This window comes from Niveibacterium sp., from assembly GCF_041909475.1.
Lineage (GTDB): Bacteria > Pseudomonadota > Gammaproteobacteria > Burkholderiales > Rhodocyclaceae > Niveibacterium.
In genome coordinates this window covers 1-12,709 of the sequence record NZ_JAYRDJ010000042.1, presented here as the reverse complement: position 1 = coordinate 12,709, position 12,709 = coordinate 1, and the positions used below count along the sequence as shown (strand labels likewise).

General features: G+C 61.9%; 12 protein-coding genes. 3 read left to right on the top strand and 9 right to left on the bottom strand.

Annotated elements, in window-relative coordinates:
- Positions 1-15 precede the first annotated feature (15 nt).
- The 8 genes from tssH to ACE3P0_RS18950 form a co-directional block, all read right to left on the bottom strand.
- On the bottom strand, positions 16-2,658 hold the full coding sequence (tssH, locus tag ACE3P0_RS18985; protein ID WP_374404355.1) for a type VI secretion system ATPase TssH: 2,643 nt from the start codon (positions 2,656-2,658) through the stop codon (positions 16-18).
- The gene (tssG, locus tag ACE3P0_RS18980) at positions 2,655-3,728 is read right to left on the bottom strand and encodes a type VI secretion system baseplate subunit TssG (protein ID WP_374404354.1); all 1,074 of its coding nucleotides are present in this window, start codon (positions 3,726-3,728) and stop codon (positions 2,655-2,657) included. Before tssG ends, tssH begins: the two co-directional genes overlap by 4 nt.
- The gene (gene tssF / locus ACE3P0_RS18975) at positions 3,725-5,566 is read right to left on the bottom strand and encodes a type VI secretion system baseplate subunit TssF (RefSeq protein WP_374404353.1); all 1,842 of its coding nucleotides are present in this window, start codon (positions 5,564-5,566) and stop codon (positions 3,725-3,727) included. The genes tssG and tssF overlap by 4 nt, the downstream gene beginning before the upstream one ends.
- Positions 5,563-6,057, bottom strand: coding sequence for a type VI secretion system baseplate subunit TssE (gene tssE, locus ACE3P0_RS18970; RefSeq protein ID WP_374404352.1), 495 nt, complete (start codon positions 6,055-6,057; stop codon positions 5,563-5,565). Before tssE ends, tssF begins: the two co-directional genes overlap by 4 nt.
- A gap of 64 nt (positions 6,058-6,121) precedes the next feature.
- Positions 6,122-6,625: an Hcp family type VI secretion system effector gene (locus ACE3P0_RS18965; protein WP_374404351.1), complete on the bottom strand. Its 504-nt coding sequence runs from the start codon at positions 6,623-6,625 to the stop codon at positions 6,122-6,124.
- 32 nt (positions 6,626-6,657) lie between these two features.
- A complete protein-coding gene (gene tssC / locus ACE3P0_RS18960; RefSeq protein ID WP_374404350.1) occupies positions 6,658-8,142 on the bottom strand; it encodes a type VI secretion system contractile sheath large subunit in 1,485 nt (494 codons plus the stop codon).
- A 3-nt stretch (positions 8,143-8,145) separates the two neighbouring features.
- Entirely contained in the window at positions 8,146-8,652 is a 507-nt protein-coding gene (gene tssB, locus ACE3P0_RS18955) for a type VI secretion system contractile sheath small subunit (protein WP_374404348.1), read from the bottom strand.
- 29 nt (positions 8,653-8,681) lie between these two features.
- Positions 8,682-9,371: a tetratricopeptide repeat protein gene (locus ACE3P0_RS18950; protein ID WP_374404347.1), complete on the bottom strand. Its 690-nt coding sequence runs from the start codon at positions 9,369-9,371 to the stop codon at positions 8,682-8,684.
- Between the two features lie 128 nt (positions 9,372-9,499).
- On the opposite strand from ACE3P0_RS18950, the gene tssJ reads away from it, so the two are divergent.
- From tssJ to icmH, 3 genes are read left to right on the top strand one after another with little or no spacing between them, the layout of a single operon-like run.
- A complete protein-coding gene (gene tssJ / locus ACE3P0_RS18945; protein WP_374404346.1) occupies positions 9,500-10,189 on the top strand; it encodes a type VI secretion system lipoprotein TssJ in 690 nt (229 codons plus the stop codon).
- Positions 10,186-11,532 carry a type VI secretion system baseplate subunit TssK gene (gene tssK / locus ACE3P0_RS18940; RefSeq protein ID WP_374404345.1) on the top strand — a complete coding sequence of 449 codons (1,347 nt, stop codon included), beginning with the start codon at positions 10,186-10,188 and terminating at the stop codon, positions 11,530-11,532. The genes tssJ and tssK overlap by 4 nt, the downstream gene beginning before the upstream one ends.
- On the top strand, positions 11,529-12,308 hold the full coding sequence (gene icmH / locus ACE3P0_RS18935) for a type IVB secretion system protein IcmH/DotU (RefSeq protein WP_374404344.1): 780 nt from the start codon (positions 11,529-11,531) through the stop codon (positions 12,306-12,308). The genes tssK and icmH overlap by 4 nt, the downstream gene beginning before the upstream one ends.
- A gap of 234 nt (positions 12,309-12,542) precedes the next feature.
- Here icmH and ACE3P0_RS18930 read toward each other — a convergent pair.
- A partial coding sequence (locus ACE3P0_RS18930; RefSeq protein ID WP_374404376.1) for a transposase domain-containing protein occupies positions 12,543-12,709 on the bottom strand: 167 nt, incomplete at its 5' end.

Below are 12,709 nucleotides of genomic sequence, written 5' to 3'. Positions count from 1 at the left end.
GCTCACATCGCCCCCTCAGCTCACCTTGTAACTGAAGCCACCCTTTTTACTCACCCCAACCTTGATCCGTGCGATCGCGGCCCCCTCGGCCATGCGCGCCAGCACGCTCTCCGAGATCTCGGGAAGCAATGTGCCGCTGAGGATGTTATCGACGTTGCGGGCGCCGGAGTCCGCCTCCACGCAGCGCGCCAGCACCGCTTCCACCAGCGCCTCGTCGTGGCTGAACACGGCCTTGTGGTTCTCCGCAACACGCCGTGCGATGCGCGCCAGCTTGAGGCGGATGATCTGCGCCAGCACGTCGTCCGCGATCGGGTAGAAGGGCACCACGCTAAGACGCCCGAGGAAGGCCGGTTTGAATGCCTTGTAGAGCTGCGGGCGAATCGCGTCGAGCAAGGCATCGGGTGTCGGCAGCTCGTCCGGCGCCTTGTTCAGACACGCCGACATCAGCGTGGACGAGGCGACATTCGAGGTCAGGATGATGATCGTGTTACGGAAGTCGATTTCACGACCTTCCGCATCCTCCATCACACCCTTGTCGAAGACCTGGAAGAACAATTCCAGCACGTCGGGGTGCGCCTTTTCCACTTCATCCAGCAGCACGATGCTGTAGGGCTGACGACGCACAGCCTCGGTCAGCACGCCCCCCTCGCCGTAGCCGACGTAGCCCGGCGGCGAACCCTTGAGGCCCGACACCGAATGGGCCTCCTGATATTCGCTCATGTTGATGGTAACGAGGCTGCGCGCGCCGCCGTAAAGGATTTCCGCCAGCGCGTGCGCCGTCTCAGTTTTGCCGACGCCAGAGGGCCCGACAAACAGGAAAACGCCTTTCGGTTTGTTCGGATCCTCAAGATTGGCGCGTGCGGTGCGCACACGCTGCGCGATCGCTTCCAGCGCGTGGTCTTGACCGATCACGCGCTCGGCCATCGCATCGCGCAGCCCGAGTACCGCACGAATCTCGTCCTTAACCATGCGACCAAGCGGAATACCGGTCCATGCGGCGACGATCTCGGCCGCAGTCCGGCCATCGACCTGCAAGGGCACCAAGGGCGCCTCAGCTTGAACCGTCACCAACTCCGCAGTCAGCGCTGCCAGCTCAGCATGGCGCGGGTCCTCGCTGTTCGCGGCGTCCGCAAGTGCGGCGCGCAACGCGATGATCTGCGCAACCAAGGTACGTTCCTGCTGCCATTGCGCATCGAGCCGCGCGAGTTCCGCCGCATGCGCCTCGCGGCGCGCAGCCAGATCCTTGCGACGCACTTCATGCATGAGCCCCAAAGCGCCTTCGCGCGCGAGGCTGGCCAGCTCAACATCAAGGCGATCGATCTGCTTTCGCAAATCGTCGATCGGCCCCGGCGTGGCGCTTTGCGCCAAGGCAACGCGCGCGCAGGCGGTATCAAGCACGCCGATCGCCTTGTCGGGCAACTGGCGCCCGGTGATGTAGCGCGCCGACAGCGTCACGGCCTCGGAGATCGCCTCGTCCAGTACGCGCACGCCGAAGTGCCGCTCCATCAGGGGTGCCATGCCGCGCAGCATCGCGCAGGCAAGCTCCGGCGTGGGCTCTTCAACCTTGACGACCTGGAAGCGCCGCGCCAGCGCCGCATCCTTCTCGAAGTACTTCTTGTACTCGCCCCAGGTCGTTGCAGCGATCGTGCGCAGCTCGCCGCGCGCCAGGGCTGGCTTGAGCAGGTTGGCCGCGTCATTCTGGCCGGCTGCGCCACCGGCACCGATCATGGTGTGCGCTTCATCGATGAAGAGAATGATCGGATGCGGGCTCTTCTTGACCTCGTCGATCACGCACTTCAAGCGGTTCTCGAACTCGCCCTTCACACTCGCCCCAGCCTGCAGCAGGCCCATGTCCAACACATGGAGCGAGACGCCCTGAAGCGGCGGAGGGACATCGCCCTGTGCGATACGCAGCGCAAGACCCTCGACCACTGCCGTCTTGCCCACGCCAGCCTCGCCCGTGAGGATCGGATTGTTCTGCCGGCGCCGCAGCAGGATGTCCATCGCTTGGCGGATCTCGGTATCGCGCCCGATCACCGGGTCGATCTTGCCTTCGGCGGCGCGCCCGGTGAGGTTGGTGGTGTATTGATCGAGCGCAGGTGTGCGCGAGCGCCCGGCGGGGGGCTCGGCCGGCATCGCCTCCGCAGCAGCCTCGGGCTGCCGGGTTGCTGCGGCCTGCTCAGCCTCCGCGGATCCGGAGGTCAGCGCGTTCAGATCATGCTTGAGCCCGTCGAGCGGAAACTTCGCAAACAGTTTGGATGCGCGATACGCCATCTGAGCGAGCTTGCGATCCGACAGCATGCCATGCAGCAAGTGAGCGCTGCGAATGCGGGCCTGTGCGTCATCGATCGATGCAATCAGCCACGCCGCTTCGAGCAGTTGCGGAATGCGCTCGGCAAAGACCGGCGTACGGGTGTTGCCGCTTGGCAAGCGAGCGAGCTCGGCCTCCAGATCCTGCTGCAGCCCCTGCACACTGATGCCCGCACGATGCGCCACTACGGCGAAATCACTGACAGGTTGTTCGGCAAGCGCAGAGAAGATGTGTTCGATGTCGACTTCATAATGCCCACGCCCCATGCAAATTGCCGCGGCGCGTTCAGCCGCCTGGCGGCAAGTGTCGTTGAGTTTTCCGATCAGGACTTTGAGATGCGTACTCATGTTGGGCTCGTAAAGGTTTGGGTCTGCCCGCGCATGAAACCGGGCATGAAACGATAGGTGGCGTCGTCCGGGTCATCGGCCAGCGGCTCACTTGCCAGCCAGCTATCCCATCCCAGACGCCCGCCGCCAGCGAGGCCGACCTTGAGTGGCTGAACCTCGCGGCGATCAAGCAGGACGCGAACTTCGACCTCGATGGTCGGCCCAAGCGCGATGCCCAGCAGACGATCCAGCGCTCGCGCGGCGCTGCCCCCCGGCATGAAGGCGAGAAACGCGCCGCGGGTCAGCGGGCCGACTTCGATCCGGATGCGTGAATCGCGCTGATAGATGCGGGCGCCGCAAACGGCATCGACGCCCAGAGTCGCATTGGCCATGCCGAGCTGGGCAAGACTCTCATCCGGAAGCCGGAACCATTGCCCAACAAACGGCACCAGCGCGACGGGGGCGCGGAAGTATTCGGTCAGCACGCCGGCAATCGCCGAGACCGAACGGGGAGCCGTACGCAGAATGCCCGCGTAGTAAGCGAGGGTCTCGTCGTAGAGCGACGCGTCTGAGCCGTCTTCGAGGCGCTCCCGTAGCGCTGGCGGGCCGAGCCCGGCCAGCGACAGCACCGTCGGCAAATAGCGCGAGCGGCCTTCCGCTTCAAACTGGAAGTGCGGTCGATACTTCTCCCAGGCGCCGAAGAACTGCACGGCACTGCGATTGGCGAAGATATCCAGGAACGCGCGGGCGGCGTGATCACGGTGCAGAACCTCACGATCGAGCAAACGCTCGGTGTAGTGCTGCGGCAGCACGCCCTGGTTGCCGGTAAAGCCGAGAAAAGCCGGCGTCAGCTTGACCCGCTGCGGCGCGCCATCGCCATCGCGCGCCTCGATCTCGAGCAGCTCGATCTCGCTGGCAGGAAACGATAGCTGCAGCGAGTTGCCAAATCGCACGTGTTCGCCCAGCGCCTCGCTGGGGCGCTCATGGCGGCGCCGCAAGTGCCGGCGCAGCAGGCGTACGGCCTGGAAGAACTCGGTGCGTTGGGGGGCTGCGAACAGGCGCCCCACGGCACTCGAAAACGGTCGCCTCACGCGAGCACCATGTCGCCGCTGCGCGGCTTGCACACCATCAGGACCTCGCCGCTGCGCGACGACCTCACACGCAGGCGAGTGAAGCTGTTGAGGTGCACATACAAGGCGAAGAAGTGTTCGAGCACCGAGACAAACAAGGACAGGCCAACGCCGACAAAAGCCTGTTCATCGACACCAATCTCGATATCGATGCCGCGCACGAAGGCCGGAAACGGATCCCCGGGCAGCATCGCGCTGGACGGTCGATGCTCAACCGAAATCAGGCCATCGATGACGCGCTGATTGCTTGCCGTACGACTGGCGTTGTAGAGCCCGAAGGTCTCTCTCAATGCCTCCACACCATCTTCGGCGAGAGAAAGACGATTCAGGGACAGGTGCGAAATCAGCCGCCAGAGCCCTTCATCCTCGGTGCGGAAACGATGGCTAGGGGTTGGGCGGCGCAAGAAGGAAATACGCCGCGCAACCGACCCGCCTTCGATGAACAGATCGCCTTCCGGCAAGCCGTAAGGCAACTGGGACGGGAGGTTGCGATTCGTCGCGGTGACTTCAACGCTGAGCGTCTCGGTGCGCTCCTCGGCGCCGTCGTCGCTGGCATCCACCAACGCGATTTCGTATTCATGCCCAGGCGACAGCGATGCAACCCGCGCATCCCTGCGCAGATGCCAGTAGCGCGCTTCATGGGCCGGCGTCTCGGCATGTCGCAAGCCATAGAAGGGACGGAACTCTGTAATTCGCTCACCACGGCTGCTCTTCTCGACTCTGGAAACACGATTGATCGCGTAAAGCTCGAAAGCGGGAGCGCGACGCGCATCCACAAGCAGCGGATAGTGCGCACGCGCGTGATCAAGGCGAATCGGCTCGGTATTCCGCTCGAACAGGTTCACCACTGGCGTGCAGCCGGTCACGAAATTGGCGGCCGTGACGCGTTCAAGGAGCGACGGCTCCAGTTCGGTCGCGCCCTTGCCGAGGAAGAACTTCAGTTGCACCTGGCGCGCGTTAGACGGCAGCGCGGCGCGGATCGCCGCAAAGTCGAGATCGAAGAAATCGAATTTGCTCGGGAACAGGAAGAACTCGGTGAGCAGGCGATAGGCAAGCTGAGAGCGCGCGTCGTAGTCGAGCAAGCCCTCGTCGACGCCGAAACCAACCGGTTGCACCGTCGAACTGCCGAGCACCTGCCAGACGTTGTGTTCCGGAGAGCCGACCGCCACCCCGCGCAGCGACAAGAACAAGGCTTCACGCAGGTGGCAGACCAGCGAAGGCTCACCATCAAGAAACAGGCGTAGACGCGCAATGTCGATCGCGTTGAGCGGCAACGCGCTGCCTGTGGCCTCCAGTGTCAGTGTCAGCGCGCAACTGGTTTCAGCGGGCACTCGCAGGCTGCGCCCCGAAATCACCGGTTGCTCGAATCCGGCCGCGGCAATGCGCAAGGGCGCCAGCGTGACGTCGTAGGCGGTGCGGAAACGACACGCTACACCACCCGAAGGACGGGTCGAGAGTGCTGTCCCGCGCGGCAGGACGACAGGCGAAGACAGTTGTGCGTCTGCCCCTGCGGTATCGAAACGCGCAATGGAGCACGACGGCAGCGGACGCAGGTAATGCGGCGCCAGCACGCCGAGCAGACTCTCGGTGAGTTCAGGGAAGTCGTCGTCGAGTTTCTTGTGAACCCGCGCGGAGAGCAGCGCGAAGGATTCCAGCATGCGCTCGACATGCGGGTCCTCGCACGCTTCACCGGACAACAGAAGCCGCGAAGCGATCTTCGGGTACTGCTCGGCAAATTCCCGCGAGTGCCGACGCAGAAAGGTCAGCTCCCGCTCGTAATACGGCAACAGGTCGTTCATGCGACCGCCTGCAATGCGCGCCGGCTGCTGGCAACCGAATACTGTTGCGTGCACGGCTGTAACACGGCATCAAAGCCAACCGGCTCCGCCGTAGGGGGCACATACAGTACCGCCTGAATCGCGAAGTTCAGCCGCCCGACGCTGCGCTCGTCGCCACGCAGCCCGACATGCACCCGCTTGAGCCGTGGCTCGTGCTGCAGGATCGTTCTCTCGAGCGTCGCGCAGATACGCGCTCGGTCTGCCGGATTTGCAAGGCTCAGACCAACGAAGTCCATCATGCCGAAACTGGCAAGCGAACGCGCCGCCTCCGGGTAGGTTTCCAGCAAGGTTTCGCGCAAGCCGCAGCGGCTGTTGAGCAGCGATTCAAGATCCCGCGCGACGCTGTCTTTGAGCTCGTCTATCGACCAGCGGCGCAGCGGTGCCGGGTCGTCCCCACGATGTGGTGCATCGTCGAACAAACGCTCAAACAAGGTTGGGGAGAAACCCTTCATGACATCTCTTCTGCAGTGGAACACGGCAACCGCGATGGGCGATGCCGTGCTCCGGTTTGGCGAGTTAGATCTCGTACGTCGAGTTGTTCTTCGCCAGGCTCCACTTGGCAACCTTGTTGCCCTTAACGCCGCCCTTGATGTCCTGCGCGGTGTAGGTCCACTGCACAGCCGCGTACTTCAGCGTGAAGGTTTCGGTCGGGATCCCTTCGCCCGCCACCGACGGGGTCACCGACGCCAGCAGTACATGCTTGAGCTTGATTTCGAGGTACTTGACGCGCTTGTCGCCGTCTGCACGCATGAAGTCGATCGTCACCTCGTCAAAGGTGTGGCCGGCGGAGCAGCCTTCCCAGATGCGCGGGGACGTCAGATCCAGATCCTTCACGAAGATCATCTCGCCGTGTTCGCAACGCTCGGCGGTATGACCACCGGCGGTCGACGCAGTCGCCGAACGCGGCTGACGAATCAGGTGGCTCCAAGAGCTGACCTCGATCCATTCCTTATGCTCGGCATCGCGAGACTCGCCCTTGATGTCGTACTTGCCTTTGAACTGAACGTAAATATCCTTCACGTCGTGGCTCCTAAGTTACTTGGGGTAGAGAGTTAAGCGCCTGCGGATTGAGGCAGCTCGGCCACCAGGCGCAGTGAAACCGTGAGCTCGTCCAGCTGGAAGTGCGGGCGCAGGAACGCGACAGCACGGTAGACACCCGGTTTACCCGGGACCTCGGATACCTGAACCGATGCTTCGCGCAGCGGAAACTCTGCCTTGGCCTCTTGCGACGCGCCGTCGTCCAGCAACACGTACTGCGACACCCAACCGTTCAGGTAAGTCTCGACATTGCCGGCCGACGCGAAGCTGCCGATCTTGTCGCGCATCATCGCCTTGAGGTAATGCGAGATTCGGCACACGGCGAAGATGTATTGCAGCTGAGCCGACAGCACCGCGTTGGCATTGGCCGCATCGGTGTTGTACTTTTTCGCCTTCTGCACCGACTGAGCGCCGAAGAATGCGGCGTAGTCGGTGCCTTTGCAGTGCACCAGCGGAATGAAGCCGAGGTCAGAGAGTTCCTTCTCGCGGCGATCGGTGATTGCGACTTCAGTTGGGCATTTCAGCGCGACTTCGCCTTCGTCGGTTTTGAAGGTGTGCGTCGGCAAATCCTCAACAAGGCCACCACCTTCGACGCCGCGGATCGCTGCGCACCAACCGTATTTATCAAACGCATCGGTAATGCGCGACGTGAAAGCGTAGGCAGCGTTCACCCACAGGTACTTGCTGTGGTCCGTGCCGTCGACCTCCTCGACGAAGTTGAAGCCTTCGACTGTCGTACCGTCTTTCGGGTTGTACGGCAAACGACCAAGGAAGCGCGGCAACGTCAGTCCAACGTAGCGCGAATCCTCGGATTCGCGGAACGACTTCCACTTTGCATACTCGACGGTGTCGAATACTTTCGACAAGTCGCGCGGCTTGCCCAGGTCGGTAAAGCCTTCAAGCCCAAACAGCTCAGGTGACGCAGCCGAGATGAAAGGCGCGTGCGCGGCCGCGGCCACATGCGACATCTGCTCGACGAAATACATGTCTTCCGGTTGGCGCGTGATGTCGAAATCGCCAAGCAACGTGCCGAAAGGCGCACCTCCAAAGGTGCCGAACTCTTCCTCGTAGACCTTCTTGAACAGCGCGCTCTGGTCGAACTCCACCGCACCGCGGAAGTCCTTGATGAGTTCACGCTTGGTGACGTTCAGCACCTTGATCTTCAGCATCTGGCCGGTGGCGCTCTGCTTGCACAGATACTCAAGCCCGCGCCAAGAGGATTCCAGCTTCTGAAATTCCGGTGCGTGCATTACGGCAGAGAGCTGATCTGACAACAGCTCATCGAGTTCTGCGATGCGTGCGTCAAGTGTTGCAGCGAGGTTTTCGGACACGACAACGGTGCCACTCATGACCTGCTGAACCAGTTCGCTGATCAGATCGCGCGCACGGCTGTGCTCAACCGGCGAGCGCGCAACGCGGCTCTCCGAAACGATTTCGTCGAGCAGGCTGTACCCTGCTTCGTTGGCTTGCTGGGCAAGCGCAAGGGCGGATGCACTCATCGCTTACTCCTCCACCTTGGCTTCAGCGCTCAACGCGGCAAGTTTCTCGGTGCTGTTGAGCACGTCCTGCAGCAGATCCTCAAGTTTGTCGTTCCCCGCCAGTTTGTTTCGCAGGTCGGCGAGCTTGCTGCGGGCCTCAAGCAACTTACGCAACGGATCGACTTGCTGCACAACCGACTCCGGCCGGAAGTCTTCCAAGGAGCGGAACTTGAGGTCGACTGCGAACTCCCCGCCTTCCGCGGTCAGCTTGTTCTCGACGCGGTAAGCTGCACGTGGCTCAAGCCCCTGCATCACGTCATCAAAGTTGTCGCCATCGATGTTCACGAAGCGGCGATCGCGCAGGCGCGGCTGCTCCACTTCCGACTGCCCAGCGAAGTCACCGACCACGCCGACAACAAACGGCAACTCTTTCTGCTCGATCGCGTCACCGCGTTCGACTTCATAGGTGAGTTGCACCCGCGGCGGGCGTACGCGCGTCAGCTTCTGCTGAACACTTTCCTTCTTGGCCATGATTGGTTTCCTGTTCGTGTCGGGGTCGGTTACTTGAGTGCGCCGAAGGGATCGGCCGATGTTTTCGCCGCGGGGGCGGGGGCCTTGGTCGCGGCGGTCGTTGCGGGAGCGGAGGACTTCACTGCCGGGCTTGCGGCAGCGGCGGTTGCGGCCTGCGCTGCCGCCGAGGCGCTGGTCGACTTGGTCGAACGACTTGCCGTCCGAGCCTTCTTGGGCTCGTTCGTCGGAGCGACGGGCACCAGCACATCTTCTTTGATCGTCTCGCGCAGCGTGCGTGCGAGTCGCTCCGCCTCACCGCGGGTATCACCGCCGAGCGCGACCCCTCCACGCAGCTCCTGGATATTGCGAACGGCGATCCGGAGGCTTGCGACAAGGGCTAACCCCTTTGCCGGAACGTTAGCCGGGTCCCGCTGCACGGCCTCATCGGCGGCAGCGATCGTGCCCGAGTAGTTACCTCGATCGAACTGCAACTGCGCCATACGGACCCAGGGCGCCGGGTCGGTTGGATTCGCCTTGGCGGTGTTCTCCAGCATGGTCTGCGCCTTCTGCACATCGCCCGATGCAACCAGCTCGTCGACACGTTGCTGGACCGCCGCAACATCCTTGAATTGATCAAGCTCAGCGAGCTGGGACGTCGTCGCGCAGGCACTTAGCAATAGCGCTGCACACACTGAAACTGCCGAGGCGGCGTTGGTGATACGGCGTGCGGATTCATTCATTGTTGGGCTCCCATTCTCGATTCCGAGGCGTGATGTTCAGCTCCATGCTGCACTTCACACCCACCTCGCATATCCCGTTGGCGTATGCAACATGGGTGGTACTCTACGAATAAGGAAACGCCGTTTCAATGACGATGCCATACGCACTGTGCAGTTCTTCCGCATCGAGGGCCCGACGCAAAACCGCCACCGCGGCGGTGTCGTTGCTCGCACTGGCTTTGACTGCATGTGCATCAGGCGATGCCGCGAACGCGATCGGATCAGCGGCCGATAGCGCACTGAGCACCATCGGACTCAAGCGCGCTAGCGCTGATTCGAATACCGGCTTTGAGGAAGTTGCGATCCGGATTCATGCCGCAAAGGGGCTGAATGCAGGGCCGGACGGAAAGGGTACGGCACTCGTCGTTCACCTCTACAAACTGCGCAGTGCAGAAACGCTCTCAGCGATGTCGCCGGAGGCCATCCTCAACGCCAGCCGCGAGAAAGAAACGCTTGGCGCCGATCTGATCGAGTTGCGCGAACTGATTCTGACCCCTCAGCAAACGCTTGAGCTGAAGGAGAAGATCCCGCGCGAGGCAGCAGTCATCGCAATCGCAGGGGCGTTCCGAACTCCATTGGCCCAGCGCTGGCGGGCGGTGTTCGATCGAGCCGCGTCAGCAAAAACAGGAGTCGTGCTCGGCGCGCACGCTTGTGCATTCAGCGTAAGCGTCGGCAGTCCGGTCGGCTGGGGTACAGAAATCCCTGCGCGTCTTGGATCAACGCGCTGTGGGCAGACGGACTCGCACGGACAAGCGATGCAATCAGGAGAATTGAAGTGAAAGCAGCAGCCAAGGTGCTGTGGGGGGAGGGGCTCTTTCTCAGACCACAGCACTTCCAACGTCAAGATCTCTATCACGAAAGCCGACTCACCGAACTGAGTCGTACGCTGCACCCGTATGCATGGGGATTCCGCCAACTCCGCTGGGACAAAGAGGCTCTCAACTCGGGCGTACTTCGGCTTGAGGAGATCAGAGCAGTATTTCCGGACGGCGAGTTCTACACAGCCCCTGATGCGGACGAACTCCCCGAGCCGGTGAACCTGGCCCAGCTATCCTTCTCGCGTGAAGCCGTCACGTTTCACCTGGCCTTGCCGCATCTGCGCTCTACCGGTGGCAATCAGGCGCAAGCGAGTGACGCTCGCGGCAGCGCGCGCTACCGCCCTGCCAGCGAGTTGGCCTCCGACCTCTTCACCCGAGCGGCCGAGGCAGACGTGATGCTGCTCCGGAAGCAGCCGCGCCTGCTCTCGGAGGATGACGCGATCGAGCAATTCATCACTTTGCCGGCCATCCGAATACGCAAAACATCAACCGGCGGTTTCGAGATCGACACCGCATTCATGCCGCCGGCAGTATCAATCGAAACACTGCCGACGCTTTACGCACTGCTACGCCGGACCCTGGATATCCTCCAGGCCAAATGCGCGGCGCTCTATGGCTTCCACCGCGAACCAAGCAAGAATATCGTCGAGGTCCGATCGGGGGATATTGCCTCGTTCTGGCTATTGCACACCGCGAGCAGTGCGTTTGCTCGACTAAGCCACCTTTTCAAACACCCGCGGCTGCATCCCGAACGACTATTTGAATCCCTGCTTGAAGTCGCCGGCGCGCTGATGACCTTCGCCAAGAGCCATACCCTCGACGATCTGCCGGTTTACGACCACGCAAGCCCGGCCGAAGGATTTTTTCGGCTCGATCGAATCATCCGTGAGCTTTTGGAAACGGTGATTTCGACGCGCTGCGTCACGATCGCGCTAAACGAAACAAAGCCATCATTCTTTGTTGGGCGCCTCGACTCCGACAAACTCGGCGACGACACAGCCTTCTTCCTCTCCGTAAGCGCCGACATGCCGCCACCCGAACTCGTCGACGCGGTTCCCATTCGCTTCAAGCTCGGTGCCCCGGATGACGTGGACAAGTTGCTACTTTCTGCGATGCCCGGCGTCAAGTTGACACCAGCGCCGCAAGTGCCTGCCGCCGTACCGGTACGCCCGGGCAACTACTACTTTTCGATTGAGCCCCACGGCCCCCTGTTTGAGCGTATGCGCCAAGCACAATCGATCGCGCTCTACGTTCCTTCGGGCTTCCGCGATTTGCGGCTCGAACTCTTCGCATTGGTGCAATGATGACCCTCGCGCTTCCGCCCTCCTTGTTTGGGGACGCTGAATTGCGTCGCCGACCAACTGAATCGTCCCGTCAGGCGAAGACTCTGGCCGACATGATGTATGACGGGTTCTATCTGATGTTTCTGATCAAGAACCGAAACGCACCAATCGACGCGGATACGTTTCGCGAGCGTCTGAGAGAATTCCTCGATGAATTCGAGCGGTCCGCCAAACGCGCGAACGTACCGACAGAGGATATCTTCGCGGCGAAGTACGCTTTTTGCGCTGCTATGGACGAACACGTTCTCGCATCGCGCTTTTCGATCCGCGACGCTTGGGAACGTCAACCGCTGCAACTGGCGTTCTTTGGTGACCAGCTTGCAGGCGAGCGTTTTTTTGAAAGACTGGAGGCACTCCGAGCAGAGGGCGCCGCTCGATTGCAGTCGCTCGAGGTCTATCACCTCTGCCTTCTTCTCGGGTTTCGCGGTCGCTACCTGCTTGAGTCGCCGGAGAAGCTCGGCTATCTGGTTGGACGACTAGCCGACGAGATCGCCCATTACAAAGGGAAGCGCGCTCAATTCGCACCCGACTGGGCGGCGCCGGACGCCGTCAGACATGCGCTGCGCGGGAACATCCCCCTCTGGGGCGTAATCTCCGCCTACGCCCTCATCACGCTCACCGTCTTCCTCGGGCTTGGCGCCTGGCTTGAAAAATCAACCAGACAGTCGGTCGCCCCATACCATGAGGTCGTCAAGGTCGCCCCTAGACAAGCCCACGTGACGATCAGTTTGCCGTAAGGTCTCCCTAAGAACCCCCAATCGATCGCCTCCGAGCTCGAGAGCGTTTTGCCCCCCGGGTCGGCGGAAAAGGAAAAAGCGCTGCACGAAGGCAGCGCTTTCCGACGGGCAAGATCTTGATTCAAAGGGAGAAGGTCTGCTTGACCGGCTTTGCGGACAGGTGGGGCAACGCGTGTTGTGGATATCGCGTAAGCGTCCGCCCAACCCCTCTTGACGCAGTATGGATGCGCGCGATCAGCCCTCAGGCTGCCAGCGATGCGGCAGCAACTCGCCGATGCGGCTGGCCGGCTGAGTCGGCAGTCGCATCAGCACATCCTTGAGGTAAGCGTAAGGGTCGTGCCCGTTGAGGCGGGCCGATTGCACCAGGCTCATCACGGCAGCGGCGCGTTGTCCGGCACGCA

Bases quoted from the DNA above. Each gene is read 5' to 3' on its own strand.
- icmH (WP_374404344.1), top strand. From the start codon at position 11,529: ATGATGACCCTCGCGCTTCCGCCCTCCTTGTTTGGGGACGCTGAATTG.
- tssE (WP_374404352.1), bottom strand. From the start codon at position 6,057: ATGAAGGGTTTCTCCCCAACCTTGTTTGAGCGTTTGTTCGACGATGCA.
- tssB (WP_374404348.1), bottom strand. From the start codon at position 8,652: ATGGCCAAGAAGGAAAGTGTTCAGCAGAAGCTGACGCGCGTACGCCCG.
- tssH (WP_374404355.1), bottom strand. From the start codon at position 2,658: ATGAGTACGCATCTCAAAGTCCTGATCGGAAAACTCAACGACACTTGC.
- tssF (WP_374404353.1), bottom strand. From the start codon at position 5,566: ATGAACGACCTGTTGCCGTATTACGAGCGGGAGCTGACCTTTCTGCGT.
- tssC (WP_374404350.1), bottom strand. From the start codon at position 8,142: ATGAGTGCATCCGCCCTTGCGCTTGCCCAGCAAGCCAACGAAGCAGGG.
- ACE3P0_RS18950 (WP_374404347.1), bottom strand. From the start codon at position 9,371: ATGAATGAATCCGCACGCCGTATCACCAACGCCGCCTCGGCAGTTTCA.
- tssJ (WP_374404346.1), top strand. From the start codon at position 9,500: ATGACGATGCCATACGCACTGTGCAGTTCTTCCGCATCGAGGGCCCGA.